Origin of the sequence: Lentzea guizhouensis (genome assembly GCF_001701025.1) — a bacterium.
Lineage (GTDB): Bacteria > Actinomycetota > Actinomycetes > Mycobacteriales > Pseudonocardiaceae > Lentzea > Lentzea guizhouensis.
Window position 1 is genome coordinate 228,577 of record NZ_CP016793.1, and the last position, 25,619, is coordinate 254,195.

A 25,619-nucleotide genomic window follows, 5' to 3' on the forward strand; every position below is an offset into this window, starting at 1 on the left:
CAACGTTGCGTCTTGACTAGCTCTGGTTAAGGTACGGCCTCGGAGGTGGCCGATGGGCGGCAGCACCGCTCCGCACCGGGGAAACCGGCACGGGCGCAGCGAGGAAGCACGGCAGGCGGTGCTGGAGGCGGCCGACGACCTGCTCGCCGAACGCGGGTTCGCCGGGGTGACGATCGAGGGCATCGCCGCGCGGGCCGGTGTCGCGAAGCAGACGATCTACCGCTGGTGGCCGTCGAAGGTCGACGTGCTGCTGGAGGCGTTCACCGAGGACATGGCCGAGCACCTCACGCCGGAGGACCACGGCGACCTCGGCACCGAGCTGCGCACCCACCTGGCGCGGCTCGCCGAGTTCCTCACCGGGTCCGACCCCGGCGCGGTGTTCCGCGCGCTCGCGGGCCAGGCCCAGCACGACCCGCAGCTCGCGGCCAGGTTGCGCGACGACCACCTCAGCGGCCAGCGCGACCGCGACCGCGCTCCCCTGCTTCGCGCCGTCGAGCGCGGCGAGCTGCCCGCCGACCTCGACGTCGACGTCGCCCTCGACCAGCTCGTCGGGCCGATCTACTACCGCGTCCTGGTCACCGGCTCACCGGTGCCGCGCACGTTCACCGACGACCTCGTCGCCGCCTTCCTGCACCGCCACCAGCACTGACACTGCCGCCAGAACTGATATATCGGATACCACCACTCCTGGGGACCAGCTCACGATGATCAGCACCGACCGGCTGGACCTGCTCCCGCTGCGCGTCGAGCACGCCGCGGAGATGGCCGAGGTCCTGTCCGACCCGGTACTCCACACGTTCATCGGCGGCGCCGCGCTCACCCCGGACGAGCTGCACGCCCGCTACGAACGCCTGGCCGCCGGCTTCCCGGACCCGGCCGAGCGCTGGCTCAACTGGGTCATCGCCCTGCGCGCCGAGGGCTCCCTCGTCGGCACGGTCCAGGCCACGATCGCCGACCGCACCGCCGAGATCGCCTGGGTCGTCGGCACCCCGTGGCAGGGCCGGGGCATCGCGGGTGAGGCGGCACGGGCCCTCGTCGCCTGGCTCGCCACGCAACCGGTGCACACCGTCGTCGCCCACGTCCACCCCGACCACCACGCCTCCGCCGCCGTGGCCGCGTCCGCCGGCCTCACCGCCACCGGCGAGCTCCACGACGGCGAGGTCCGCTGGCAGCGCCCTTTGCAATGACTCGTTTGCGGTCGTCGTCCAAAGACTCGTTGCTAAGCAGCAGGTCAGACGGATGCTAATCGCCGATATATCAGTTGGCCATGCGTTCGCCGAGGCGACGGGTGAGCTCGGCGAGCTCGTCGTCGGGCACGTCCAGCACGCCGCGAGCCGGGTCGAACACGGCCGTCTGCTGCTCCTCGTAGGGCACACCGGGCGGCAGCGGCGCCAGGTGCCAGTGGACGTGCCGGTTCGCCAGCTGGCTGCCGAGCGACAGCACGTAGAGCCGCTCGACCGGCAGCAGCTCGCTCAACGCGGTCCCCGCGCGGTGCACGACGCGGTGGATCGCCGCGTACTCGTTGGGGGTGAAGTCGCCGATGGCGTGCTCCCGGTGGTCGACCGGCGCCACCAGGAAGTGCCCGAGCACCGAGGGGAACCGGCTCGCGAACACGACGGCGACCTCGTCGCGGTGGGCGACGTGGTGTGGGTAGTCCGGGTTGCCGGCGAGGAGCTCGCAGATGAAGCACGCCCGGCGGGCGAGCGCGAGGTAGCTGTCGGCGTTCCAGGGGACGCGGGTGGTCATGATCCAGCTGTACTCGGTCCTTGACAGTTGCCGTTGCGAAATATCGGGGCCTCCTGACGGACATATGCGCGCTGAGGAGCAGTCCGTCCCCCTGGAGAGGCCTCCGTCGACCAGACATCTCCACTCTTTCAGCCTGCCTCGGACACCTTTGCAACGATTCTTTTGCGGTCGTCCGCAAACGTATTTTGCAAGCGGCAGGTCAGCCGGGAGCTCATACGGTCGGCACGAAGGGAGGCGAGCCGCGCATGAGCCGATATATCAGTTGTGACGAGCTCAGCGAGCTACCGCGACGACGAGCTCGTCGGCCGGCGAGCTCAACCGGACGAGCTGAGCCAGGCGAAGCTCAGCTGTCGGAGCCGTCGCCGATCACTTTGCGCGACACCTGGGCGTGCGCGAGTCGTCGTACCGCCTTGATGACGGTGTCGCCGATCAGGGTGCCGACGACCATCGCCTCGATGACGTCGTCCCGCGAGCCGCGTCCCGCGATGTACTCGAGGTCGGCCTGCGCGATGATCTTCAGCCCCTCCAGGTAGGGGTCGAGCAGGTCGCGGAAGTGGTCGTGGCCGACCGAGCGGGCCACGGTCAGGGCCGCGGCGAGCATGTGGGTCACATTGCTCTCGGTGACGTCGGCGCACTCGGTCTCACCCTGCCGCCGGAAGAAGCCTTGGACGTCCTCGATCGCGAGCGGGTCGAGCTCGACCGCGCTCGGCTGGCTGATGGCCTCCTGGACGGCGCCGAGCTTGCTGTGCAGCGACTCGTCGCGGGTGTCGATGGCGGTGAGGACTTCCCGCACCGACGCGATCGAGAGGCCGCCGACGTCGACCAGAGCGCGCACCAGCCGCAGCCGGCGGAGGTGCTCGTCGTCGTAGTGGGCCTGGTTCGGGCTGGTCAGCACGCCGGCGGGCAGCAGTCCCTCACGCAGGTAGTACTTGATCGTCGGCACCGGGACGCCACTTCGCTTCGACAGCTCGCCAACACGCATATGGATAGTGTAGCTTCCGGATAGTAGAGAGTGCCGCTATCCATTTAGGGGGTATGTAGAGATGCTTCGCACGTGGCACCGGCCGTTAGTGCTCTTCGGCTGGTCGATGGTGGCCCTGGTCCCGATCGCGCTGATCGGGCTGCTGGTCGACGACCGCATGGTGGTCAACTCGCCGATCTGGCTGAAGCCGTTCAAGTTCGCCGTGTCGCTGGCCGCCTACGCGTTCACGCTGGCATGGCTGCTGACGTACCTGAAGAGGTTCCAACGGGTCGGCTGGTGGGCGGGCACTGTGCTGGCGGCGGCCGGGGCGGCGGAGATGGTCGTCATCGTGGGCCAGGTGATCCGCGGCAGGCGCAGCCACTTCAACTACGAGACGCCGCTCGACATCGCGCTGTTCTCGATCATGGGCTCGACGATCGTGGTGCTGTGGGTCACCCATGCGATCGTCGCGATCCTGTTGTGGCGCACCGAGATCGAGAACCAGGCGCTCAAGTGGTCGATCCGGCTCAGCCTCGTGATCTCGTTCCTCGGCCTGGGCGTCGGCTTCCTGATGACCAGCCCGAAGCCCGGCCAGGCGCTGGACGGCGACACTCTCGGCTCACACACGGTCGGCGCGCCCGACGGCGGCGCCTACATGGCGCTCACCGGGTGGAGCACCGAGCACGGCGACCTGCGGGTCGGCCACTTCGTCGGCATGCACGCGCTGCAGGTGCTGCCGGTCCTGATCGCACTCCTCGGCCGCCGCGCCAACGCGAAGCTCGCATGGGTGCTCAGCGGGTCGTTCCTGGGGATCTTCCTGCTCGTGACCTGGCAGGCGTTGCGCGGTCAGTCGTTGGTCCAGCCCGACAGCACGACCCTGCTCGCACTGGCCGGCATCGTCGTCGCGACCGCACTCGGCGTGGTGTGGGCGCGTGAATCCAAGAAGGAGCTCGTTCCCGCATGACCGCCACCCTGTTCGACCTGACGTTCCTGGTCGCCGCGCCGTTCTGGGCGCTCATGATCTTCGTTCCCAAGTGGAGCTGGACGCGGAGGATCGCCGAGTCGTACCTGATCGTCCTGCCGCCGGCCCTGATCTACATCGTGTTGCTGATCCCGGAGTTCTTCACCGTGCTGCCGCTGGTCACCCAGCCGGAGATCGGGCCGCTGGCGGAGTACCTGGCCACGGAACCCGGCACGGCGCTGGTGTGGGCGCACATGCTCGCGTGGGACCTGTTCGTCGGGCGCTGGATCTACCTGGAGGGGCGTCGGCTGAACGTCCACCCGCTGGTGATGGCACCCGTTCTGGTGATCACGATCCTGCTGGCCCCCGTCGCGTTGCCGCTGTTCCTGATCATCCGCAAGCTGTGTGACACAACGAACAGGGGCGCCACTGTGGTTACCGGTCAGTAACTTGGGCTAGAGTTGGCGTTACCGACCGGTAGGGATGTCGCGCTCCCCTGCCGGAGTGGACAGAGTTGTCACCACAAGTGGAGGAGACGCCGTGGCCGCACCAGCAGCGCCGGCACGCGTTCGGAACGTGGTCTTCGTCGAAGGCGTCCGCACGCCGTTCGGCAAGGCCGGCCCCAAGGGGATTTTCGCCGAGACCCGTGCCGACGACCTCATCGTGAAGGTCATCCGTGAGCTGCTGCGCAGGCACCCCGAGCTGCCGCCGGAGCGCGTCGACGAGGTCGCCATCGCCGCGACCACGCAGACCGGTGACCAGGGCCTGACGATCGGCCGGACCGCGGCGCTGCTCGCGGGCCTGCCGAAGTCGGTGCCCGGCTACGCCATCGACCGCATGTGCGCGGGCGCGATGACCGCCGTCACCACGGCGGCGAGCGGCATCGCGTTCGGCGCGTACGACGTCGTGATCGCCGGCGGTGTCGAGCACATGGGCCGCCACCCGATGGGCGAGGGCGTCGACCCCAACCCGCGCTTCCTGTCGGACAAGATCGTCGACCCGAGCGCGCTGGTCATGGGTCAGACCGCGGAGAACCTGCACGACCGGTTCCCCGAGATCACCAAGGACCGGGCGGACGCCTACGCCGCCGCGTCGCAGGCCAAGTACGCCGCCGCGCTCGCCGCGGGCAAGATCGGCCCGGAGCTGGTGCCGGTCGCGACCCGGTCCGCCGAGCACGGCTGGGGTCTCGCGACGGCCGACGAGCCGCCGCGTCCCGGCACCACGGTCGAGGACCTGGGCAAGCTCAAGACGCCGTTCCGCCCGCACGGCCGGGTCACCGCGGGCAACGCGGCCGGCCTGAACGACGGCGCGACCGGCTGCATCCTCGCCGAGGAGGAGACCGCGCGTGAGCTCGGCCTGCCGATCGGCATGCGGATGGTGGGCTACTCGTTCCTGGGTGTCGACCCGTCGGTGATGGGCGTCGGTCCCGTCCCCGCCACCGAAAAGGCCCTCGAACGGGCCGGTCTGTCCATCGAGGACATCGGCCTGTTCGAGATCAACGAGGCGTTCGCCGTGCAGGTGCTGGCGTTCCTCGACCACTTCAAGATCGCCGAGGACGACCCGCGCGTGAACCAGTGGGGCGGCGCGATCGCGACCGGCCACCCGCTGGCCTCGTCCGGCGTGCGCCTGATGACGCAGCTGTCGCGTCAGTTCGCCGAGCGTCCTGACGTGCGCTACGGCCTCACCACCATGTGCATCGGCATCGGCATGGGCGGGACCGTTATCTGGGAAAACCCGAACTGGAGTGGCGAGAAGTGACCATCACCGCTGAGGAAGCAAAGGCGATCTTCCCCGATGAGGTCGTCACCCACGCCAAGACGCGTCTGATCAACGTCCCCGGCCTCGACAAGCCGGTCGCGTTCATCACGATCGACAACGGCCTGGACCACACCCGCCCGTCGACGTTCGGCCCGCAGTCGCTGGTGTCGCTGGGTGCCGCGTTCGACGAGGCCCACGCCGCCGGACCGGCCGCCATCGCGGTGACCGGCAAGCCGTTCATCTTCGCCGTGGGCGCGGACCTGACGGCCGTCGAGCAGGCGACCGACCGCTCGCAGGGCGTGACGATCGGCAAGCTGGGCCACGACGTCTTCAAGAAGTTCACCGACTCGGACATCCCGACCTTCGCCTTCGTCAACGGCGCGGTCATGGGCGGTGGCCTCGAGCTCGCGCTGTCGTGCCACTACCGCACGCTCGCGTCGAACGCGGCCGCGATCGCGCTGCCCGAGGTGTTCCTGGGCCTGTTCCCGGGCTGGGGCGGCACGCAGCTGCTGCCGAACCTGATCGGCGCCAACGACGCCGTGACGGTGATCTTCGAGAACGCGTTGAACCAGAACAAGATGCTCAAGCCGGCCGACGCGCTGAAGCTGGGCATCGCGGACGTGCTGTTCGACTCCGCCGACTACCTGGAGCAGTCGCTGCTGTGGCTGTCCGGTGTCGTGCGTGGCGAGATCACGGTGCCGCGCAAGGAGATCGACCGCGGCGAGGCGTGGGACGCCGCCGTCGCGCGGGCCAAGGCGATCGTGCACGGCAAGACCAAGGGCGCGGCTCCCGGTGCGGAGAAGGCGCTGGAGCTGCTGGAGCTGGCGCGCTCGAACGACCTGGAGTCCGGCTACACCGCCGAGACCGAGGGCCTCGCGGACCTCGTCATGAGCGACGAGCTGCGCGCGGGCCTGTACTCGTTCAACCTGGTGCAGAAGCGCGCGAAGCGACCGGCGGGTGCTCCCGACAAGTCGCTGGCGCGCAAGGTCACCAAGGTCGGTGTCGTCGGCGCGGGCCTGATGGCCTCGCAGATGGCGCTGCTGTTCATCCGCCGCCTGCACGTGCCGGTCGTGCTGACCGACATCGACCAGGCGCGCGTGGACAAGGGCGTCGGCTACGTCCACGCCGAGATCGACAAGCTGGCCGGCAAGTCCCGCATCTCGCCGGACGAGGCCAACCGGCTCAAGGCGCTGGTGTCCGGCTCGCTGGACAAGGCCGCGTTCGCCGACGCCGACTTCGTGATCGAGGCCGTGTTCGAGGACCTCGCCGTGAAGCAGCAGGTGTTCGCCGAGGTCGAGGAGCACGTCTCCCCCGAGGCCATCCTCGCCACGAACACCTCGTCGCTGTCGATCACGGACATGGCGTCGAAGCTCAAGCACCCCGAGCGGGTCGTGGGCTTCCACTTCTTCAACCCGGTCGCGGTCATGCCGCTGCTGGAGATCGTGCGCGCCGAGCAGACCGACGACGCCACGCTGGCCACGGCGTTCGCGGTGGGCAAGCAGCTGAAGAAGTCGTCCGTGCTGGTGAAGGACGCGCCCGCGTTCGTCGTGAACCGCCTGCTGACCCGCTTCATGGGCGAGGTCATCAAGTCGGTCGACGAGGGCACGTCGTTCGAGGTCGCCGACAAGGCCACCGAGCCGCTGGGCCTGCCGATGTCGCCGATGATCCTGCTGCAGCTGGTCGGTTCCGCCGTCGCGCTGCACGTGTCGGAGACGATGCACGGTGCGTTCCCCGACCGGTTCTCGGTGTCGGAGAACATGAAGAAGTTCGTGGCCGCGGGCAAGGGCGCCGTCTGGCAGTGGGACTCCTCCGGCAACCAGACCGTGGACCCCGAGGTCCAGGCGCTCTGGGAGTTCGGCGACACCCCGCTGACCGGTGACGAGGTGAAGAACCGCGCGCTGGAGGCGTTGGCCGAGGAAATCCGGATCATGCTCGACGAGGGCGTGGTCGCGGAGGCGCAGGACATCGACCTGTGCATGCTCCTGGGCGCCGGGTGGCCGTTCTGGCTGGGCGGCATCACGCCGTACCTGGACCGCACGGGCATCTCGGAGAAGGTGACCGGCAAGCGGTTCCTGGCGCCGGGCGTGGCTTCGGTCCCCGCCTAGTCGCGCTTCGGTGATGCCCGGCTCCTGCCTCGGCGGGAGCCGGGCATCACCGCGTTTCGGACTGGTACTGCTCCACGCTGCCGTCGGTGCGGATGAAGTAGGCCTCGATGTTCGTGGCCCGCAGCGTCACCTCGGAGCCCGCCACCAGGTCCCGGTAGCGCAGCAGGTCCGGAAGCCCGAGCGCCACCACGTCGAACGGGTGCTTCTGCCGCAGCATCAACGCCCGGCGCAACGCCTCGCTGAACGCCCTGCGCGGCGAGTCGTCGTCTTCGGGAACCTCCACCAGCGCGCCGTCGAGCTGACGTTCGAGCGCGGCCCGGACGCGGGCCGCCGTGCCCGAGGTCGCGATCTCCGTGAGAGTCATGTGTCCCGTATCGGGATAAATCACGGGATCATTAGCCGCCCGGATGTTTCGATCTCGTCATGTTCGCGCGCCCGGCAATCCTCGTCGACGTCGACGGTCCGTTGAACCCGTACGCGGCGAAGCCGACCCGGCGCCCGGCCGGCTACTCCACGCACCGCCTGCGACCTGCGGGGTTCGCGCGCCCGCTGCGGGTGTGGCTGGACCCGTCGCACGGGCCGTGGCTGCTCTCGCTCGCCGCCGCGACCGGCGCGGACCTGGTGTGGGCGACGACGTGGGAACACGAGGCGAACCAGTTCATCGGGTCCCGGCTGGGGCTGCCGGAGCTGGAGTGGATCGACTTCGGCGGCCGCGGGTCCGAGCACCGCGACGGCCTGCACGGGAAGGTCCCGGCGATCACGGCGTGGGCCGGTGAGCGGCGGATCGCGTGGCTCGACGACGAGTTCCAGCGGGGTGACGCGGCGTGGGCGGCGCGGCGGCCGGGGACGTTGCTGGTGCCGGTGTCCGCGCGGACGGGCATCGGGATCGGCCACCTGGAGCGGGTGCTCGCGTTCCTCAGCTGACGATCAGCGTTTGTTCACCTCGGCCACCTACCGTGGCGCCCGTGGCAGTCGTCGCTCTCAGCACGCAGCGCAAAGTCGTCCTCGCGGCCGAGTTCGTCCTGGTGTTCTTCGGCCTCACGCTCGTCTACGACCTGCTGGCACGGGGCACGAGCCCCATCCCGGTGCTGCTGGTGCTGGGCGCGGCGAGCGTCTGGTACCTGCTGCGCACGCCGGCGTTCGACCGGCGGTCGCTGTGGCGGGCCGAGGCGGTCCGCGGGCAGCTGCGGCCGGTTCTGACGCTGTGGGCGGTGACCGCCGTTGTGGCGGTGGTGGTCGTGGCCGTGGTCCTGCCCGACCAGCTGTTCGCGTTGCCGCGGCAGCAGCCGTTGCTGTGGCTGGCGGTGATGGTCTTCTACCCGCTGTTCAGCGTGTACCCGCAGGAGCTGGTGTTCAGGGCGTTCCTGTTCGAACGCTACGGGCCCGCGTTCGGCAGCTGGACGGTGGCGGCGAGCGCGGTGGCGTTCGGGTTCGTGCACATCATCTTCGGCAGCTGGGTGTCGGTGGTGCTGTCGGCGGCGGGCGGCTGGATCTTCGCCACCCGCTATCGGCGGACGCAGTCGCTGCTGGTCGCGTCGATCGAGCACGCCCTGTACGGCATGCTCGTGTTCTCCGTGGGGCTCGGCCAGTTCTTCTTCCACGGCGCCGTTCAGACCTGACGGACCGGCACCACCTCCACGAGGCGGTCGAGGTCGGCGAAGTCCTTCACGTTCATGGTCAGCACCGGCATGCCCGCGGCGGCCGCGGTGGCCGCGATCTGCAGGTCCATCCGGCGCGGGCGGGGTGAGCGGCCGGCCCGGCGCACCAGGGACGCCAGCTGGCCGTACACCTTGGCCTCCTCCACGCCGAACGGCAGCACCTCGAACTGCTGCTGGGCGGCGTAGAACCGCTCGGTGCGGGCGAACCGCTCGACCGGGTCGTCGGTGTCGAGCCCGAACGCCAGCTCCGCGATCGTCACGGCGCTGAGGAACGGCTGCGCCTGCGCGTACGGACCCAGCTGGACGTGTTCGAGGCGGATCAGGACACCCGTGTCGAGCAGGACGCGGCTCAGCTCTGCCACGGGTCTTCCAGCGGGTCGTCCTCGCCGAAGACCTCGTCGGCCGCGCGCTGGTCTGCCTCCCAGTGCTCCGCGTCCACCGACGGCAGCCGCCGGAACGCCTCCTGCACGTCGCCGAGCCGCACCGGCTGCTCGTGCCACCGCACGTCGACGCGGTAGGGCGACAGCTGGGCGACCGGCTTGTTGTTGCGGGTCACGACGAAGCTCTCGCCCGCCTCGACCCGCCGCATGATCTCCGCGTTGTCGTTGCGGAGCTCCCGTTGTCCGATGGCGGTGAGCGTCATAGCACCAAGGTAGCACCTATTCCGCAGAAGTGCTACGGAGTAGCTACAGGCCACCGGGGATACCCGACCGGGGTGATCAGCATCGGCACGTCCGGCTGGCGCTACCCCGAGTGGCGCGACGGCTTCTACCGCGGTGTCCCCCAACGCCTCTGGCTGAGCCACCTCGCGGCACAGGTGGACACCATCGAGGTCAACAGCTCGTTCTACCGCCTCCAGCCACCCGCCTACTACCGCAAGTGGGCGGCCGAGACCCCGACCGGCTTCACCTTCGCCGTCAAGGGCTCCAAGCTCGTCACGCACCACAAACGCCTGCGGCACGCGGAGGACGCGCTCAAGGCGTTCCTCGAAACACTCGCACTCGGCCCGAAGCAAGGCCCGATCATCTGGCAGCTGCCGCCCTCACTGCGCTTCGACGCCGCGGTTGTGCAGGACTTCCTGGCCGCGCTCCCTCCAGGCCGGCACGCCTTCGAACCGCGCCACGAGTCGTTCCGCACCGACGCCTACTTCGACCTGCTGCACACCCACAACGTCGCCCACGTCATCTCCGACGCGCCGACGTTCCCGTGCATCGAAGCCGTCACCGCCGACTTCGCCTACGTGCGGCTGCACGGCCACGACGAGCTGTACATCAGCTCGTACTCCGACGAGCAGCTCGACGAGTGGGCTCGCAAGATCCACGAGTGGGACCGCGACACCTACGTCTACTTCGACAACACGATGCACGGCGCCGCCCCGTACAACGCGCTGGACCTCATGGCCCGGTCCACGTCTCCAGCGCGGCGGTGAGCGTCGCCTCGTCGTCCACCCACGCGACGTGCCCGTCCGGCCTGATCAGCACCTTGCCGACGGCCGGCACGTCCGCGAGCACCGGCTTCCCCGGATGCAGCAGCTCGGCGACCGTGCGTCCGCCCACCTCGACGTTCGGCGCCAGCCGCCCCAGCCACGGGTGGTCGCCGGGGATGCGCGGGTCGTACCGCGTGCCGACCCCCGTGACCAGCTCCGCGAGCTGCTTGCCCACCCCCAGGTCCGCGACCATCTCCCGCACCGGCGCCAAGTCGTCGCGCCCCAGCAACGACTGCGCCCGCGTCGTCCGCAACACCTGCGCCCCAACGGGATGCCGCTCGTCGTGGTAGGTCCGCAACAACCCGGCGGGCGCGCGGTCCTGAACCGTCGCGGCCAGCTTCCAGCCGAGGTTCACCGCATCGGCCAGCGCCACGTTCACCCCGACCGCCCCGGCCGGCGGGTGCACGTGCGCGGCGTCCCCGGCCAGCACCACCCTGTCGCACACGTACGTCTCGGCCTGCCGCGCCGCGTCGGAGAACCGCGACAGCCACCGCGGGTTCTCGAGGGGCACCACCCTGCCGAGCTTCCGGTCCAGCAACTCCTGCACGTACGCCAGCTCCACCGGCCCTCGTCGCGGCTCCGGCTCGTCCAGCACGATCCGCACGTACCCCGGCCGCGGCAGCACGAACACCTCACCCGTCCGCAGCGCCTCGAAGTCGGCCTCGACGTCCGCGATCAACCCGTGCGAGGTCGCGTCCACCCCGGGAAACCCGATCCCCGCCCGCTTGCGCACCGTGCTCCGGCTGCCGTCGCACCCCACCAGGTACCGCACCCGCCGGCGTTCCCCGCCCACCAGCACGTCGACGCCGTCTTCGTCCTGCCGGAAGTCGAGGAGCTCGCTGTCCCACCTCACCCGCACACCCAGCTCGGCGAGCCACTCCTCCAACAGCTCCTCGACCCGGTTCTGCGCGATGCCGAGCGTGTACGGGTGATCGGTGTCCATCGTGGACAGGTCCAGGAACACTCCCGGCAGGAACATCCCGTACTGCACAACAGGCCCTTCTGCCAGGAACCGGTCCAAGATTCCCCGCCGATCGAGGATCTCCAAGCTGCGCGCGGACAACGTGAACCCACGCGGATGCGGCCACCGTTCACTCCTGGCGTCCACCACCTCCACCTCGACCCCGGCCAGCGCCAGCTCCGCCGCCACCATCAACCCGGCCGGCCCCGCCCCGGCCACCAGTACGCTCACCCCTCCGGCCACGCCAGCCCACCTCCCTCGACCTCGCCGATGACCTCCTCGACCCACCCGAGCTCGGCCTCGGTCATGCGCATCGCGTACTCGACCTCGACCACGAACAGTCGCGGAACCTGTTGCAACGCCTTGGCATGCCCATCCCGCATCTCTTCCAGTGACGTCCGCAGCCGCTCCGCCCGCTCCTGCAACGCCGCCACCGCGCCGTCTTTCCCGAGCGCGCCGAGGTAGCTGACCGCGGACAGGAACTTCGGGTACTCGGGCTGCGGCTCGCGCACGAACCGGTCGACCCAGCGCGTGAACTCCTGCTGCCCCAATGCGGTCAGCCCGTAGACCGTCCGCTCCGGCCGCGCACCAACCCTGATGGTCTCGCGCGCCTCGATCCACTCGTCACGCACGAGCGCGCGCACCACGTCGTACAGCGAACCGGTCGTGACCTTGAAGGCGCGGTCCATGCCGCGTTCCTTCAAGGTCGCGGCCATCGCGTGAGGGTGCAGCGGGGACTCCATGAGCAGGCCCAGGACGGCCATGCCCAGCGGGTTCTTCATCACTCGACTCCGATCGCTCGGTTCCGAGTATTTGCTTCCGACCGACGCCTGTCAACTGAACGCCGCAACATTCCACCCCTAACGATCGATGTGCTTGGCGTGGACTTGACCAAGGCGCTGGAAACCCATCCCAAGCCGGAGATGGACGCGGAGCTGGAGCTGGCGGCACGCGAACGCAAGCGGGTGGTCGCCGACTACCCGTTGGAGGACTGGGCCCAACTCCCCTTGGAACGCTTCGCGATCGGCACGGGTGAGCCGTCGTTCTGCGAGGCGATGGAGGACGACACGCCACATCTGGGCAGCATCAAGGGCGGCAGCTTCGCGAAGCACATCATCTTCCAACGCGAACGCACCCAGAAGTGGTACGTCGCCGGCGCTCGCAAGGAGCAGTCACCGGAACGGGCCTGGGCGGCGGTGAACGACGAGTTCGTCGGAGCGCTGCTGGGCGATCTCAACACGGTACCGTCATTGCGGCACGGGCAGTCACTCGTCACCAAGGCGCTGCACACGTACCGCCCGAGGGCGTTCCTGCCGATCTACTCCGCAGCCGATCTCCGGATGCTCATCCTCGCCCTCGGCGAGATCCCGGCGCCCAACGGCCTGGTGTGGGAGCTGAACCGGCAGCTCAAAGATCTGGTCGACGGCCATCGAGAACTCAGTTCCTGGCACTACCACGAGGTCGTCCGCTTTCTGCACGACCACCTCCTCGCACCCGTCGCGGCCAAGACCGTCGTCAAGATCGCACCCGGCCGTGGCGGCCGTTACTGGGACGAGTGTCTGCGGGACAACGTGATCCGCGTCGGCTGGGACAAGGTCGGCGACCTCCGGCAGTACACGACCGGTGAGGAGCTCGCCGCCGCGCTGACCGAGGTGTACCCGGAGAAGTCCGCACGCTCGCACCGCGCCAGCGCGACGCGGCTGTTCGAGTACTTCCGCGATCTCCCGGCCGGCGCGAAGGTGATCGCGAACCAGGGCAAGTCGAAGGTTCTCGCCGTCGGCACCGTCACCGACCGCGGCTACCGCTACGACCCGGACATCGACCACTACCGCCACACCGTCTCCGTCGGCTGGGACACCTCGTACGAACAAAACCTCGACGCACCCGTCGGCGCCTGGCTCCGCACGTTCGCACCGGTCCGATCGGCTTTGTGGAACACCATCCTCACGAAAGCCGTCCCCGGCGTCGCCGCTCAACCAGCCCCAATCGCCAAAGAGGTCGAGGACGTCATCCGCGGCCTGGAACGCAAGAACCAGGTCGTCCTCTTCGGCCCACCCGGCACCGGCAAGACCCGGCTGGCTTTCGCGGCGGCACAGGAGTTCGCCGCGGACCGGGTCACTCACACGACGTTCCACCCGTCCTACGGCTACGAGGACTTCATCCTCGGCTACCGCCCCACCGAAACCGACGGGAACGGCCTGTCGCTGACACTCACGAAGGGCGTGTTCTACCGGGTCTGCGAGCAGGCCAAGAACCAGCCGAACCACGTGCTCGTCATCGACGAGATCAACCGCGCCGACCTGCTCCGCGTGCTCGGCGAGTTGGTCACCTACCTGGAGAAGGACAAGCGCGGCAAGGAGTTCCAGCTCTCGACGGGCAGAGAACCGTTCAGCGTGCCACCGAACGTCTACATCATCGCCACCATGAACACCGCTGACCGCAGCGTCTCCCACCTCGACGCCGCGATCCGCAGGCGGTTCGAGTTCCAGCCGGTCCGCACCGACTACGAGGTCATCGCCGGCGCGGTCGGACCACTCGACCTGGTCGCGTTCCTGGAGGACTTGAACGGCAGGATCGCCGAGCACCTCAGCCCCGACCACGAGATCGGCCACGCGTTCTTCCTGCGTGAGGACAAGCCGCTCGACAACGAACGTGATGTCCACTCGGTGTACTTCCACGACGTGCTGCCGTTGTTGGAGGACTACACGAGCAACGACCAGTTCCTCCTCGACGCCATCCTCGGCAAGGCCAAGGTCGGACCGGAGACCACACCCGGCGACCTGCTGGAGGTGCTGGCCAAGGAGTTCAGCGCGGACGCCGACGCGAATGAATAGGATCCGCGAGCAACAAACAACGCTGCTGGACTTCCCACTCACCGAAGCGGATCTGTGGAAGTTCGACGACCCGACGCTGAGCAAGTACTTCACACCACGCCCAACCGCCAAGGGCATGACCTTGAAGGTGAACAAGGTCGTCGGCTTGCTCAAGCTCGACAACGCCGACTTGGTCATCGAGCCGAAGATTCCGGTCAGCGGCGACATGTTGCTGCACTGGCTGCACTACGCGACGAACAAGGACCACCCGATCTCGTCGCAGAAACGCCGGTGGGACACGGACGGCGCGTACTTCCCGGACATGGCGGTCGAGGCGTTGCTCGACGAGTGCCGTACGTTGCTGCGCGATCAGCTGCGCAAGGACTACCAGCCGAGCAACACCGTCGAGCCCGCCATCCGCGGCCGGCTCGACCTCACCCGCCAGGCCACCCATCGGTACGGGATGCTCGACCGGTTGCACGTCCGCACGTTCGACCGCACCGCGCAGATCTGGGAGAACGAGGTGTGTGGCGCCGCTCTCCAACACGCCGCGAAGACCGCCGCAAACCCCCAGCTCCGCCAGCAGGCCAGGCAGCTCGCCGTGAAGTTCCCGTCTTGCACCACAGAAGCAGCACGGACGGCGCTCGCCAGGTCCTGGCACAACCGGCTGAACCTGCGCTACCGGGCCGCGCACGCGTGGGCCGAGGTGGTGCTCAGGGCCGGAGGCGTATCGGACCTGTTCCTGCCGAGAACACTCGTCGGCGACTCCCACCTGATGGTGATCGAGAAGGTCTGGGAACGAGTCGTGCACCGGATGGCGGGCAGCGCGACCAAGATCGACGGCGTCAAGATCCACCGCAGCCACCACACGGCCACCTTCACCCCGGACGCACTGGTCGGACAGCTGCCGGTCGACGCCAAGTGGAAGGACTACGACCAGCGAAGCGTCACCCGTGAGGACATCCACCAGCTCCTCACCTACGCGCACGCCTACCAGCCCGACTCCCCGAGAGCGGTCATCGTGCACCCGTCGACCAAACCGACCGCCAAGCACACGATCGACGTCAAGCACCTGGGCCGCCGCGTCGCCGCCGTCGACGTGATCAGCGTCGACGTCGCGGTCCCGCCCGCCGAGAATTCGGCCCTCCTGCAAACCTTGCTCCCCCACTAACCTGTTCAGACATGAGAACGATTCGCGTCTTGGCTCCCCTGCTCCTGGCCGCGAGTCTCGTGGCCCCCGCGCAAGCGGAAGAGGCGACCTGGACCGGCCCCCTCAGCACCCGAGGCCGGTGGATCGTCGACGCCCACGGTGACCGCTTCAAGCTCAAGTCCGGCAACTGGCACGGCGCCAGTGGCACCTGGAACGGCTCCGGCGACATCAACGACCCCGCGACCCACCACGCCGGCGAGAAGGCCGACCAGGTCCCGCTCGGCCTCGACCGCGCGACAATGGCCACGATCGTCAGCGGCTTCAAGGAGATCGGCGTCAACAGCGTCCGGCTGCCGTTCTCCAACCAGATGATCAAGGACACCAACCCCGTCAACGGCCTGAAGGACGCGCAACTCAACGGCAAACGACCGATCGAGGTGTACGACGCCGCGATAGCCGAACTGACCCGCAACAACCTCGCCGTCATCCTCAACAACCACACCACGACGTCACGCTGGTGCTGCGGTGTCGACGGCAACGAGCGGTGGAACACCAGCCAGAGCACGGACCAGTGGATCAACGACTGGGCGTTCATGGCCAACCGCTACAAGGACAACAAGCGCGTTGTGGGCGCCGACCTCTACAACGAGGTGCGCCGCAACGTCTGGGACGACCCCAACTGGGGCTGGGGCAACGACCACGACTGGCACAAGGCCTCCCAGCAGGCCGCCGACCGCATCCAGCAGACGGCACCGGACCTGCTGGTGATCGTCGAGGGCATCAACTGGACCGGCATCCCGGTCGACGGCTTCGCGCACGGCAGGCCCACGCTGGAACCCGCCCGGTTCCTCAGCCACACGCTCGCGAACCCGGACAAGCTGGTCTACAGCGCGCACTTCTACGGCTACACCGGCCCCAACCACAGCGGCGCCACCGGGATCGGTGAGACGAGCGACCCGCGCTACCAGGACCTCTCACCGCAGGAGCACGTCAACGTCCTGCAGCGCCAGGCCTTCTTCATCACCGAGGCGCAGAAGCACTTCACCGCGCCGCTGTGGATCAGTGAGTTCGGCGTCGGCGGGCGCGAGGAGTCCAACCCCAGGGCACGGGACTGGTTCGAGCGGTTCGTGAACCACCTCGTGGCCACCGACACCGACTTCGCCTACTGGCCGCTGGTCGGGTTCCACGACAACCGGCGCGGCAACGGCTGGGCGCTGCTGCACTGGGACGCCAACGGGAACCGCATGGGCGTCAACGACGGCGACGACTGGCGGGCCGGCGCGTGGAACCGGCTCGTCAACGGGCCCAGCCGCACCGGTCAGATCCCGCGCGAGACCCGGTGGAACCAGCTCACCAAGGAGTCCTGCCCGCAGAGCCAGAAGCTCATTGGCATCAGCCACACCGGCAACCGCGGCCTGTGCGTGAGTGGTCCACAGTGGAGCAGCACGACCCGTGTCACCAATGAGCAGCACGTGACGAACGACTGGGCCTCCGGCTACACGAAGCTGCAGTGCCCTACCGGGAACGCCGCCGTCGGCTACGCGAACTTCACGCTGGTCTGCGCCCCGGTCGCCACCGGGTCCAGCACCCGCGTGCTGTGGTTCGACCGCGGTGACAACCGGCCGGACCAGGGCGGCGACTGGGCCAACGGGCACTACAAGGGACAGTGCGCGCAAGACGAGCACATCGCTGGCGTGGCCTACAACTGGCGCAGGACCCCGGACGCGCTGCTCTGCCGGAAATAGATTCCGAAGTGTTCGCGGAACGCGGCCTCCGGATCATCCACAGCGACTTCGGTCTTCCCGCCGCGTTCCGTGAGCACCAGCTTCTTGTCCGTCAACGTCTTCCGCCCCTCCGGCGTCAGGATCGTCGCCCGCGGCGCAACGCGGAAGTGCGACTCCGGCGCGGTCTGCTGCCACCAGCAGGTCGGCGCGAACTCGGACAACTCGCGCGGCCGCCGTTCCACGCGGTAACAAGGCGAATCGCCGTTGTAGACGACCACGTCCTCACCGTCGTCAGCCAGACGGAAAACACCGGCGGGGTCCTGCTGCTCGGCACGCGAGTCCCACCTCAGCGGGTGCAGCGAGAACGCCCCGAACCCGACGTCGCACAGCCACTCACCGTCCACCAGCAACGTCAGGTGGTCGAACGGTGGCCCGAACCTCGATCCGTCGAACACCCGCGCGGCCAGCAGCTCGACGCGATGTCCCAGGTCCCGCAACAGCTCCGCGAACAACCCGTTGAGCTCGTAGCAGAACCCGCCCCGCCGCTGCACCACGACCTTGTCGTACAGCCACGGGACCTCCAGGACGATCCGGACGTCCATGTGCGTGTAGAGGTTCTCGAACGGAACGCTGCGCAGGTGCCGCTCCTGCAGCTCCGCCAACGACGAGTCACGCGAGGCACCGATGCGCTGTAGGTAGGCGTCCACCGTGCCACGATAGCCGCATGGGTGAGGTCAGGATCGGCACTTCGGGGTGGGTCTACCCGCCCTGGCGCGGCAAGTTCTACCCCAAGGGCGTCACGCAGAAACGCGAGCTCGCCTACCTCAGCGAGCAACTGAGCTCCGTCGAGATCAACGGCTCCTTCTACTCGCTGCAACGCCCGTCCAGCTACCAGAAGTGGGCCGCCGAGACGCCGGACGACTTCGTGTTCGCCGTCAAGGGCAGCCGGTTCATCACCCACATGAAACGCCTGAAGGACGGCCGCGAGCTGCTCGCGAACTACCTCGCGTCCGGCGTTCTCGCGCTGGGCCCGAAGCTGGGCCCGATCCTCTGGCAGCTGCCGCCCACCCTGCAGTTCGACGCCGAGCTGCTCACGCACTTCTTCGAGGCGCTCCCCCGCACCACCACCGAAGCCGCGGAAACAGCCAAGCTGCACGACCACCGCGTCGACCCGGCCCACACGACCACCGACGCCGAGCGCCCGATGCGGTATGCGCTGGAGATCCGCCACGACAGCTACCGGACCCCGGAGTTCCTCGACCTGCTCAGGCGCCACGACATCGCGCTCGTGATCGCCGACGCGGCCGGCAAGTACCCGTTGATCGAGGAGGTCACGACGGACTTCGCCTACATCAGGCTGCACGGCCACGACGAGCTCTACGTCAGCGGCTACACCGACGAGGGCCTGGACATGTGGGCGGAGAAGATCAGGACGTGGCGCGAGCAGGGTGACGTGTTCGTCTACTTCGACAACGACGCGAAGGCCTACGCGCCGCGTGACGCGATGGCGCTCCAAGATCGTCTGGCCGATTGAGCCGAACGGACGCACACTCGTTGCCGACGGAGGTGCGCCCATGTCGACGAAGAGCATCATCGCCACCTTGGTGATCACTGCGAGCGCGGTCGCCTCCAGTGGGATCGCTGTTGCGCAGAGTGACAAGACCTGCGACAAGGGCGAGTTCTGCGTGTGGACCGGGCCGGACTACACCGGGGCCGTCCAGCGCCTCGACCTGGAGACCGCGAACCCCGCCGAGTGCATCACCCTCAACCTGGTCGGGAGGTCCTTCGCCAATCGCCTGAGCAGGGACGCGACCGTCTACCAGCGGGAGAACTGCTCGACGGAGGCCGAGTTCACCACCTACCCGAAGCACGGGACGTACGTGCCGGACGCGTACTTCGTGATCAGGGGGCTGGAGGTGTGGGGGCCATAACGAGGGCGGACTACTCTAGTCACCCTATGTAACACCACTCGATCGTGTGAGTACTCGCCAGTAGGTCTCATTTGCTGCCTAGGTTGCCGCCCTATCGAGTGGTGGCAGCTGGAGGAAATGTGACCGTGGCGGGTGAAGCCGGGTTACTCGAACTGATGGCCGGGCGACTGGTCAAAGACGATCTCACCCCACGTGCGGTGGAACTGGTGCTCGCGGCGTGCCGGGGAGAAGCCGCGCTGGCCCGTGCGCTCGACGGCGTGCCGGTCACGCACGAGGTGCCGCGGGAACGGGCCAACGGGCCCGGCCAGGGCATCTACGTGTCGGAGATCCAGGTGCGCGGCTTCCGCGGCATCGGTCCCGAGGCGCGCCTGCCGCTGGCGCCCGGCCCCGGCCTGACCGTCGTCACCGGGCGCAACGGCTCCGGCAAGTCGAGCTTCGCCGAGGCCGCCGAACTGGCGCTGACCGGCTACAACGCCCGCTGGACGCGCGCACGGCACGACGTGTGGCGGCAGGGCTGGCGCAACCTGCACAACGGTGACACGGCCGTGGGCTTGGAGCTGGTCCAAGCCGGGCGCAGCGAGAAGACGACGATCCGAAGACGCTGGGCGCCGGACGAGGACCTGGCGCAGGGCGAGTGGACGCAGGACAACAAGCCGTTCGACGGCAGCAAGTGGCACGACGCGTTGGAGACCTTCCGGCCGTTCCTGCCCTACAGCGAACTGGGGACCGTGCTCGACGCCCAGCCGGAGGACCTCTACGAGGCGATGCACCGGCTCCTGGGGCTGGAAGCCATCACCGAGGCGCAGCAAGCGCTTGCCGAGCACCGCAAACGGCTCGCGGAGATCGTCGCCCGGCCCTACGACAGACGTGAACGCGTGCGCGCGGAGCTGGCGGCGTCCCCGGACGAACGCGCCCGCCGTGCCGCCGAGCTGCTCGGTTCCGACACACCCGACCTCGACGCGATCGCCGACCTGGCGCTGGGCGCGGACGTCGGCGGCGGGACGACCCTGCTGCACCAGCTCGTCGACCTGCCGCTGCCGCCGGACGACGAGGTCGACCGGGTCCGCGAGACGCTCGACCTCGCGCTGGGCGCGGTGACCGCGGTGGCGACCGACAACGCGCAGGACTCGTTGCGGTGCAGCGAGATCCTGCGGCTCGCGATCCAGCTGCACGAGTCCGGAGGCAACCAGGTGTGCCCGGTGTGCGACCTGGGGCGGCTGGACGGGAAGTGGCTCGGCAAGGCCAAGGACCGCGCGGAGCACCTCGCGAAGGCCGCGGCCGAGCTGCACGAGGCCGCCGACCGGCTGGACGTGGCCGTGGTGGCGGCGCGGGCGTTGTGCCAGCCGGTGCCGGAGGTGCTGCGCGAGACGCAGGGCGTGCTCGACACGACCGCGGTGCTGCAGGCCTGGCAGGCGTGGGAGGAGTGCGCCGCGGTCGACGACCCGGTGCGGCTGCGGGCGGAGCTCTTCGACCGCCACGCCGAGCTGGCCGCGGCCGTGGAGCAGCTGAAGTCCGTGGCGCGTGAGCAGATCGACCGGCGCGACCTGGTGTGGCGGCCGATGGCGATCGCGTTGTTCGAGTGGCATTCCCAGGCGCAGCAGGCGGTGGAGGACGCCGACGTGCTGGCGGACGTGACCGAGGCCGAGAACTGGATCCGCAAGACCGCGGCGACGTTGCGGTCCGAGCGCATCGCGCCGTTCGCCAAGGAGTCGCAGCGGATCTGGCAGCGGCTGCGCCAGCAGAGCAACGTCGACCTGGGCGCGGTGCGGCTCGGTGGCTCCCGCAACGTCGAGCTGGACGTGTCGGTCGACGGCGTGTCGAACTCGGCGCTCGCGGTGATGAGCCAGGGCGAGCTGCACTCGCTGGGGCTCGCGTTGTTCCTGCCGCGCGCGATGGTCGACGAGAGCCCGTTCCGGTTCGTGCTGATCGACGACCCGGTGCAGGCGATGGACCCGTCCAAGGTGGACGGTCTGGCGCAGGTGCTCGCCGACGTCGGGCTGACCCGCCAGGTCGTGGTATTCACGCACGACGAACGGCTGGTCGAGGCGCTGCGGCGGTTGCGGCTGAGCGCGACCGTGTGGGAGGTCTGCCGCGCCGGGGAGTCCGTGGTGCGCGTGCGGATGTCCGACGACGCCGTGGGCAGGTGCCTGGCCGACGCGCGGGCGATGCGGGTGGACGAGGACCTGCCCGAGGCGTTGAAGGCGGAGCTGGTGGCGTCGTGCTGCCGGGCCGCGCTGGAGGCCGCGGCGCACGCCAGGTTCCGGCGCGAGCGGCTGGGGCGCGGGATGCCGCACGCCGACGTGGAACGCGTGCTGGAGTGCGCGCTGACCACCCGGCAGAAGATCACGCTGGCCGTGCTGGACGACGTGGCGGAGACGGCGAAGCTGTTGCCGCACCTGGAGGACGTGGTCGGATCATGGGTCGTGGACTTGCTGCAGGCCTGCCGGGTGGGAGGCACCACCGGCGACCTGGACGTGCTGATCAGGGACACCAAGCTGTTCGCGGGGTGGCTGCAGCGGTGAACGCCGACGTCTCCGACCGGCTGCGGTGCGTGGCGAACCTGCTCGCGAACCCGGCCCAGCTCGACAGCGTGCGGATCCGCTGCTGCGCGGAGCTGCTGCGCACGGCGGTGGAACGGGCCGTCGCACGGGCGTGCGGCGCGGAGGACTCCGACCAGCCCGTGCAGGCGCTGCTGCTCAGCCTTCCGTCCCATGTGGACGCTGACGTGGCGTACGACGCGTCGCAGCTGTGGCACGCGCTGAGCCGCGCGATCCGCCACCACGGCTACGAGCTGACGCCGACGGTGGAGGAGCTGCGCGGCTGGCACGCCGACACGCGGGACGTCGCCGCCGCGTTGCACTCCACCCTGGCCCTGTCCGGCACCATCGACCTCCCGGAAGGCATCCGGTGAAACTGCTGCTGTTCGCGGACCTGCACCTGGACACGCGCTTCGCGACCGCCGGCCCGGCGCGGCGCCAGGCGTTGCGCGACACGCTGGGCCACATCGTCGAGCTGGCCGAGGCGGAGTCGGTCGACGCGGTGCTGTGCGCCGGCGACCTGTACGAGCACGACCGCTGCTCGCCGGGCACGGCCCGGTTCCTGCGCGACACGTTCGACTGCGGGGTGCCCGTGTTCCTGGCCCCCGGCAACGACGACTGGTACGGCGTCGAGTCGGTCTACCAGCAGGTGGACTGGACGCCGAACGTGCACGTGTTCGCCTCCGACTCCTTCACGCCGGTGGTGCTGGCCGACGGCCTGACGCTGTGGGGCGCCGCGCACGTGGGTCCCGGCCCGACGCGGAACTTCCTGGAGGGGTTCGCGGTGAACCGGTCGGGCGTGAACCTGGCGCTGTGCCACGGTTCCGCGCCGGACGACGTGCCGATCACCGGGCTGGACCACGTGTTCCTCGGGCACGTGCACACGCCGGACCACGCCCCGCACCACACGTTCCCCGGCAACCCGGACCCGTTGACGCCCGATGAGACCGGTGAGCGCGGCGCGGTGATCTGCACCGTGCACGACGACGGCACGGTGTCGCGCGAGGTGTTCGACGTGTCGGCGTCGCGGTCGCGCGGGCTGGTCGTGGAGGCGACCGAGGCGTTCCCGTTGCTGGACTTCGACTCCGTGGCCGCCGAACGCACCGTGCGCGGTCAGTTCGTGCGCGACGTGCTGGCGGATCCCGCTCTGGACACGGCTTTGCGCAGCCGTGTGCTGACGACCGGCTTGCGCGCGTTGGAGGAACGATGAGGATCGAGTCGGTCACCGCGCACGCCTTCGGGCCGTTGCACGACCGCACGTTGCCGCTCGCACCGGGTCTGACCGTGGTGTCGGGCGTGAACGAGTCCGCGAAGTCGTCCTGGCACGCGGCGATCCGCGCGGCCCTGTGCGGTGAACCGGCCGCGCGGCACCGGCCGTGGGACGGGGAGTCGTGGCGGGTGGCGGCGACGGTGTCGCTGGACTCCGGCGAGACGCTGACCGTGGACCGCGACCTGGACGCCGACGACGGCTCGCTCGACGTCGCGCACCGGGTCGGTCTGGACCGCACGTCGTTCGGTGCCACCGCGTGCGTCGACCAGGCGGAGCTGCTGTCGGTGCTGGACACGGCCGACGGCCTGCGGGAGCACCTGCGCCGGGCGGCCGCGACCGCGGGCACGGACGGCACCGTGGAACAGGCGCTGGAACGGCTGGTCGCGCCGGACGAGGCGTTGCAGAAGGCCCGCAACCGCTTGCGTGAAGCCGAGACCGACCTCACGGTGGCCCGTCGCGAGCACACCCGTTACGTGGAGCTGAGCGTGCGGGCCCGGCAGGCGTCCGCGGCCCGTGCCCGGCTGGCCGTGCAGGAACACGGCGCCGAGCTGGAGGCGCTGGCCGCGCGCATCGCCCGTGTCCGCGAGCTGCAGGAACGGTTCGGCGACTTACCGCCGTCGGGCCTGGCCGCCAGGAGGAGCTCACGGCCGCGGTCAACCGGGCGATGGCCGCGTGGCGTGCCCGCCGACCCGCGTGCTGACCGGCCCGTCCGCCGCGTTGGAAGGTGAGCTCGAATCGCTGCCGGAGCACCCGTCGGCGAGACCGCGGGACGACGAGCTGCGCGTGGTCGCGGGCGCCTACGAGGTCGCCGCCGCCGTCTGCGCGGCTCACGACGAACGCCGTCCCGTCGCCACCACCGCCACCCCGAGCAGCTGCGGCCTTGCCACGCGGTTGGACCCGGCGGCGCGCCCGGCTACGACCGCCTCGCTCGAGGTGGACGCCGCCCGTCACCGGCAGGACAGCGCCGCCACCAACGCCGCCCGCGCGCAGGTCGAGGCCGACGTGGCGGCCGCGCACGTGCAGGAGATCTCGGTGCCGAACCCGTTCCTGCGCAGGGCCCTGGTCGCGTTGAGCTGCCTGACCCTGCTGGTCGGCCTGCTGCTGCTCCTGATCGGTCAGCACCTGGCCGGCGCCGGTGTTCTGGTCGCCGCACTAGTTGCGGGCGTGGGCGGAACCCTCTCTCGTGGCGCGGCACCAGCCCGTGAAGCAGCAGTCGCCTTCGCCGCCTCCCGCGCGGCTTCGGCGTCCGAGGCCCGCGCCGCCCTGTTCACCGCCGACCGCAACCTCGCCGAGGCCGAGGGCCAGCGCGCCGTGGCCGTGGAAGCCGTGCGCGTGCACGACGAGGCCGCCGCCCGGTGTGCGGCACTGGGCATCCCCGCCGACCGCGAGACGTTGTGGCGCCTGGCCAACCGCGCCACCTGGGAAGCCGAGCACGCCGACCTGCTCACCGAGGTGGCCCGCACCGAGGAGGCCGTCCGCGTCGAGCTGGCGGCGCGAGGCAAGATCGACTCCGCGATGTCCGTCCCCGCCCTCCTGGTCGACTACGAGACGGACTGCAAGGTCCGCGCCCGCCAGGCGGTCATGGCCGCCCAACGCCCCCTCCTGGCCACCGCCCTGGAAGACCGCCGCATCGCCGAGGCCACCGTCGCCGACGCCACCACCGCCCGTGCCGAAGCGCTGTCCCTGCTGCGCGCCGCGGTCACCGCGATCGGCGGCACCGGCGAACGCCCGGAAGAGCTCCTGCGCGCCATCGCCGACTGGCAACGCGGCTGGGACCGCCTCCTGCGCGAGGCGGAGGAAGAACGCAACGCCTGGGCCGAGCTGAACGCCCTCCTCGCCGAGAGCACCTTGGACGACATGGAGACCTCCCTCTCCGCCGCCCAGTCCCTGCACGCCACGCTCCTCGAGTCCGCCGCCCGCTACGCCGCCTGCGACCCGGTCGACCCGGCCCTGGCCGCCTCGGCGGACACCCTCGCCGCCACGGTCACCGAACTGGCCAGAACTCTCCCGAGCGTCCCGGAGGCCGAGGAAGCCGTCCAGACCGCCGCGGCCACCGTCTCCGAGATCACCGCCGAGGTCCAGGCCATCGCCCTCGCCTCCCACTACCTGACCGCAGCCCGCGAGAAGGTCCACAGCACCATCGCCCCGGCCCTGGAGGAAACCCTGCGCGCCTGGCTCCCCACCGTCACCGACGGCCGCTACGTCGACGCCGCCGTGGACTCCGAGTCGCTGACCGTCCGCGTCTGCACCGCCTCGGAGTCCTGGCACCAGGCCTCGCGCCTGTCCCTGGGCACAGCAGAACAGGTCTACCTCCTGCTGCGCGTGGCCCTGGCCCAGCACCTGGCCACCGAGTCGTGCCCTCTTCTGCTGGACGACGTGACCGTGCAGGCCGACGACGTGCGCACCCGTGCCGTGCTCGACCTGCTGCTGCGGCTGTCGGAGGACCGGCAGATCGTGCTGTTCGCGCAGGAGACGGCGGTGGTGGAGTGGGCGCGGGAACGGCTGGGCGACCGGGACGCGCTGCACCAGCTGACGCCGGTGGCGGCCTGACCCCTGCT

27 protein-coding genes are annotated in these 25,619 nt (G+C 69.6%); 19 read left to right on the forward strand and 8 right to left on the reverse strand.

Translation table 11 applies throughout. The features are described 5' to 3' along the window. The first annotated feature begins 52 nt into the window (after window positions 1-52). Window positions 53-649 carry a TetR/AcrR family transcriptional regulator gene (locus BBK82_RS01070; RefSeq protein ID WP_065913297.1) on the forward strand — a complete coding sequence of 199 codons (597 nt, stop codon included), beginning with the start codon at window positions 53-55 and terminating at the stop codon, window positions 647-649. A gap of 55 nt (window positions 650-704) precedes the next feature. Next, the gene (locus tag BBK82_RS01075; protein WP_065913298.1) at window positions 705-1,187 is read left to right on the forward strand and encodes a GNAT family N-acetyltransferase; all 483 of its coding nucleotides are present in this window, start codon (window positions 705-707) and stop codon (window positions 1,185-1,187) included. Between the two features lie 70 nt (window positions 1,188-1,257). Here BBK82_RS01075 and BBK82_RS01080 read toward each other — a convergent pair whose 3' ends face one another. Further along, a complete protein-coding gene (locus tag BBK82_RS01080) occupies window positions 1,258-1,746 on the reverse strand; it encodes an HIT family protein (RefSeq protein ID WP_065913299.1) in 489 nt (162 codons plus the stop codon). A 343-nt stretch (window positions 1,747-2,089) separates the two neighbouring features. Further along, window positions 2,090-2,728 (reverse strand): MerR family transcriptional regulator, encoded by a 639-nt coding sequence (locus tag BBK82_RS01085; protein ID WP_065913300.1) that lies wholly within the window; start codon window positions 2,726-2,728, stop codon window positions 2,090-2,092. Between the two features lie 61 nt (window positions 2,729-2,789). Here BBK82_RS01085 and BBK82_RS01090 point away from each other — a divergent pair, with 61 nt between their 5' ends. From BBK82_RS01090 to BBK82_RS01105, 4 genes are all read left to right on the forward strand, one after another. After that, the gene (locus BBK82_RS01090) at window positions 2,790-3,671 is read left to right on the forward strand and encodes a hypothetical protein (RefSeq protein WP_154696979.1); all 882 of its coding nucleotides are present in this window, start codon (window positions 2,790-2,792) and stop codon (window positions 3,669-3,671) included. Next, a complete protein-coding gene (locus BBK82_RS01095) occupies window positions 3,668-4,117 on the forward strand; it encodes an ABA4-like family protein (RefSeq protein WP_065913302.1) in 450 nt (149 codons plus the stop codon). Before BBK82_RS01090 ends, BBK82_RS01095 begins: the two co-directional genes overlap by 4 nt. 91 nt (window positions 4,118-4,208) lie before the next feature. Next, entirely contained in the window at window positions 4,209-5,426 is a 1,218-nt protein-coding gene (locus tag BBK82_RS01100) for a thiolase family protein (RefSeq protein ID WP_065913303.1), read from the forward strand. Continuing rightward, window positions 5,423-7,531 carry a 3-hydroxyacyl-CoA dehydrogenase NAD-binding domain-containing protein gene (locus BBK82_RS01105; RefSeq protein ID WP_065913304.1) on the forward strand — a complete coding sequence of 703 codons (2,109 nt, stop codon included), beginning with the start codon at window positions 5,423-5,425 and terminating at the stop codon, window positions 7,529-7,531. Before BBK82_RS01100 ends, BBK82_RS01105 begins: the two co-directional genes overlap by 4 nt. Window positions 7,532-7,577: 46 nt before the next feature. Here the strand turns inward: BBK82_RS01105 and BBK82_RS01110 are convergent, their stop codons facing one another. Continuing rightward, the gene (locus tag BBK82_RS01110) at window positions 7,578-7,895 is read right to left on the reverse strand and encodes a hypothetical protein (protein ID WP_065913305.1); all 318 of its coding nucleotides are present in this window, start codon (window positions 7,893-7,895) and stop codon (window positions 7,578-7,580) included. 59 nt (window positions 7,896-7,954) lie between these two features. On the opposite strand from BBK82_RS01110, the gene BBK82_RS01115 reads away from it, so the two are divergent. Both BBK82_RS01115 and BBK82_RS01120 read left to right on the forward strand, forming a co-directional pair. After that, window positions 7,955-8,455 (forward strand): HAD domain-containing protein, encoded by a 501-nt coding sequence (locus tag BBK82_RS01115; RefSeq protein WP_065913306.1) that lies wholly within the window; start codon window positions 7,955-7,957, stop codon window positions 8,453-8,455. Between the two features lie 41 nt (window positions 8,456-8,496). Further along, complete coding sequence (locus tag BBK82_RS01120) at window positions 8,497-9,150, forward strand: CPBP family intramembrane glutamic endopeptidase (RefSeq protein ID WP_065913307.1); 654 nt, start codon at window positions 8,497-8,499, stop codon at window positions 9,148-9,150. Here the strand turns inward: BBK82_RS01120 and BBK82_RS01125 are convergent. Beyond that, window positions 9,141-9,551 (reverse strand): type II toxin-antitoxin system VapC family toxin, encoded by a 411-nt coding sequence (locus tag BBK82_RS01125; protein ID WP_065913308.1) that lies wholly within the window; start codon window positions 9,549-9,551, stop codon window positions 9,141-9,143. The two genes, BBK82_RS01120 and BBK82_RS01125, sit on opposite strands and share 10 nt — an antisense overlap. Beyond that, the gene (locus BBK82_RS01130) at window positions 9,539-9,832 is read right to left on the reverse strand and encodes a type II toxin-antitoxin system Phd/YefM family antitoxin (protein ID WP_065913309.1); all 294 of its coding nucleotides are present in this window, start codon (window positions 9,830-9,832) and stop codon (window positions 9,539-9,541) included. Before BBK82_RS01130 ends, BBK82_RS01125 begins: the two co-directional genes overlap by 13 nt. A 72-nt stretch (window positions 9,833-9,904) precedes the next feature. Here BBK82_RS01130 and BBK82_RS01135 point away from each other — a divergent pair, with 72 nt between their 5' ends. Continuing rightward, entirely contained in the window at window positions 9,905-10,618 is a 714-nt protein-coding gene (locus tag BBK82_RS01135; RefSeq protein WP_065913310.1) for a DUF72 domain-containing protein, read from the forward strand. Here the strand turns inward: BBK82_RS01135 and BBK82_RS01140 are convergent. Continuing rightward, window positions 10,584-11,879, reverse strand: coding sequence for an FAD-dependent monooxygenase (locus BBK82_RS01140; RefSeq protein WP_237047989.1), 1,296 nt, complete (start codon window positions 11,877-11,879; stop codon window positions 10,584-10,586). The two genes, BBK82_RS01135 and BBK82_RS01140, sit on opposite strands and share 35 nt — an antisense overlap. Continuing rightward, on the reverse strand, window positions 11,864-12,418 hold the full coding sequence (locus BBK82_RS01145) for a PadR family transcriptional regulator (protein WP_065913311.1): 555 nt from the start codon (window positions 12,416-12,418) through the stop codon (window positions 11,864-11,866). Before BBK82_RS01145 ends, BBK82_RS01140 begins: the two co-directional genes overlap by 16 nt. 99 nt (window positions 12,419-12,517) lie before the next feature. Between BBK82_RS01145 and BBK82_RS01150 the strand changes: the two genes are divergently transcribed. Genes BBK82_RS01150 through BBK82_RS01160 form a run of 3 tightly spaced genes read left to right on the forward strand, consistent with a single transcriptional unit; the run spans window position 12,518 to window position 17,344 of the window. Then, window positions 12,518-14,470 carry an McrB family protein gene (locus BBK82_RS01150; RefSeq protein ID WP_083267720.1) on the forward strand — a complete coding sequence of 651 codons (1,953 nt, stop codon included), beginning with the start codon at window positions 12,518-12,520 and terminating at the stop codon, window positions 14,468-14,470. After that, window positions 14,463-15,620, forward strand: a complete 1,158-nt coding sequence (locus BBK82_RS01155) for an McrC family protein (RefSeq protein WP_065913312.1) — start codon at window positions 14,463-14,465, stop codon at window positions 15,618-15,620. The genes BBK82_RS01150 and BBK82_RS01155 overlap by 8 nt, the downstream gene beginning before the upstream one ends. 29 nt (window positions 15,621-15,649) lie before the next feature. Further along, the gene (locus tag BBK82_RS01160) at window positions 15,650-17,344 is read left to right on the forward strand and encodes a glycoside hydrolase family 5 protein (protein ID WP_335618034.1); all 1,695 of its coding nucleotides are present in this window, start codon (window positions 15,650-15,652) and stop codon (window positions 17,342-17,344) included. Here BBK82_RS01160 and BBK82_RS01165 read toward each other — a convergent pair. Further along, window positions 17,299-18,030 carry an arylamine N-acetyltransferase family protein gene (locus BBK82_RS01165; RefSeq protein ID WP_065913314.1) on the reverse strand — a complete coding sequence of 244 codons (732 nt, stop codon included), beginning with the start codon at window positions 18,028-18,030 and terminating at the stop codon, window positions 17,299-17,301. The two genes, BBK82_RS01160 and BBK82_RS01165, sit on opposite strands and share 46 nt — an antisense overlap. Before the next feature lie 17 nt (window positions 18,031-18,047). Between BBK82_RS01165 and BBK82_RS01170 the strand changes: the two genes are divergently transcribed. From BBK82_RS01170 to BBK82_RS01200, 7 genes are all read left to right on the forward strand, one after another. Next, on the forward strand, window positions 18,048-18,857 hold the full coding sequence (locus BBK82_RS01170; RefSeq protein ID WP_065913315.1) for a DUF72 domain-containing protein: 810 nt from the start codon (window positions 18,048-18,050) through the stop codon (window positions 18,855-18,857). A 40-nt stretch (window positions 18,858-18,897) separates the two neighbouring features. Next, complete coding sequence (locus BBK82_RS01175) at window positions 18,898-19,254, forward strand: peptidase inhibitor family I36 protein (RefSeq protein ID WP_065913316.1); 357 nt, start codon at window positions 18,898-18,900, stop codon at window positions 19,252-19,254. Between the two features lie 197 nt (window positions 19,255-19,451). Continuing rightward, a complete protein-coding gene (locus tag BBK82_RS01180; RefSeq protein WP_170067856.1) occupies window positions 19,452-21,776 on the forward strand; it encodes an AAA family ATPase in 2,325 nt (774 codons plus the stop codon). Beyond that, the gene (locus BBK82_RS49595; protein WP_154696980.1) at window positions 21,761-22,165 is read left to right on the forward strand and encodes a hypothetical protein; all 405 of its coding nucleotides are present in this window, start codon (window positions 21,761-21,763) and stop codon (window positions 22,163-22,165) included. Before BBK82_RS01180 ends, BBK82_RS49595 begins: the two co-directional genes overlap by 16 nt. Next, window positions 22,162-23,001 (forward strand): metallophosphoesterase family protein, encoded by an 840-nt coding sequence (locus BBK82_RS01190; RefSeq protein ID WP_065913317.1) that lies wholly within the window; start codon window positions 22,162-22,164, stop codon window positions 22,999-23,001. The genes BBK82_RS49595 and BBK82_RS01190 overlap by 4 nt, the downstream gene beginning before the upstream one ends. Next, window positions 22,998-23,789 carry an AAA family ATPase gene (locus tag BBK82_RS01195; protein ID WP_065913318.1) on the forward strand — a complete coding sequence of 264 codons (792 nt, stop codon included), beginning with the start codon at window positions 22,998-23,000 and terminating at the stop codon, window positions 23,787-23,789. Before BBK82_RS01190 ends, BBK82_RS01195 begins: the two co-directional genes overlap by 4 nt. Continuing rightward, entirely contained in the window at window positions 23,734-25,611 is a 1,878-nt protein-coding gene (locus tag BBK82_RS01200) for an ATP-binding protein (protein ID WP_065913319.1), read from the forward strand. The genes BBK82_RS01195 and BBK82_RS01200 overlap by 56 nt, the downstream gene beginning before the upstream one ends. Window positions 25,612-25,619 lie beyond the last annotated feature (8 nt).

What these genes read in the sequence shown, in the direction of transcription:
- BBK82_RS01070 (WP_065913297.1), top strand. Translation starts at nt 53, where the DNA reads ATGGGCGGCAGCACCGCTCCGCACCGGGGAAACCGGCACGGGCGCAGC.
- BBK82_RS01075 (WP_065913298.1), top strand. Translation starts at nt 705, where the DNA reads ATGATCAGCACCGACCGGCTGGACCTGCTCCCGCTGCGCGTCGAGCAC.
- BBK82_RS01080 (WP_065913299.1), bottom strand. Translation starts at nt 1,746, where the DNA reads ATGACCACCCGCGTCCCCTGGAACGCCGACAGCTACCTCGCGCTCGCC.
- BBK82_RS01085 (WP_065913300.1), bottom strand. Translation starts at nt 2,728, where the DNA reads ATGCGTGTTGGCGAGCTGTCGAAGCGAAGTGGCGTCCCGGTGCCGACG.
- BBK82_RS01090 (WP_154696979.1), top strand. Translation starts at nt 2,790, where the DNA reads ATGCTTCGCACGTGGCACCGGCCGTTAGTGCTCTTCGGCTGGTCGATG.
- BBK82_RS01095 (WP_065913302.1), top strand. Translation starts at nt 3,668, where the DNA reads ATGACCGCCACCCTGTTCGACCTGACGTTCCTGGTCGCCGCGCCGTTC.
- BBK82_RS01110 (WP_065913305.1), bottom strand. Translation starts at nt 7,895, where the DNA reads ATGACTCTCACGGAGATCGCGACCTCGGGCACGGCGGCCCGCGTCCGG.
- BBK82_RS01115 (WP_065913306.1), top strand. Translation starts at nt 7,955, where the DNA reads ATGTTCGCGCGCCCGGCAATCCTCGTCGACGTCGACGGTCCGTTGAAC.
- BBK82_RS01130 (WP_065913309.1), bottom strand. Translation starts at nt 9,832, where the DNA reads ATGACGCTCACCGCCATCGGACAACGGGAGCTCCGCAACGACAACGCG.
- BBK82_RS01145 (WP_065913311.1), bottom strand. Translation starts at nt 12,418, where the DNA reads ATGAAGAACCCGCTGGGCATGGCCGTCCTGGGCCTGCTCATGGAGTCC.
- BBK82_RS01155 (WP_065913312.1), top strand. Translation starts at nt 14,463, where the DNA reads ATGAATAGGATCCGCGAGCAACAAACAACGCTGCTGGACTTCCCACTC.
- BBK82_RS01170 (WP_065913315.1), top strand. Translation starts at nt 18,048, where the DNA reads ATGGGTGAGGTCAGGATCGGCACTTCGGGGTGGGTCTACCCGCCCTGG.
- BBK82_RS01175 (WP_065913316.1), top strand. Translation starts at nt 18,898, where the DNA reads ATGTCGACGAAGAGCATCATCGCCACCTTGGTGATCACTGCGAGCGCG.
- BBK82_RS01195 (WP_065913318.1), top strand. Translation starts at nt 22,998, where the DNA reads ATGAGGATCGAGTCGGTCACCGCGCACGCCTTCGGGCCGTTGCACGAC.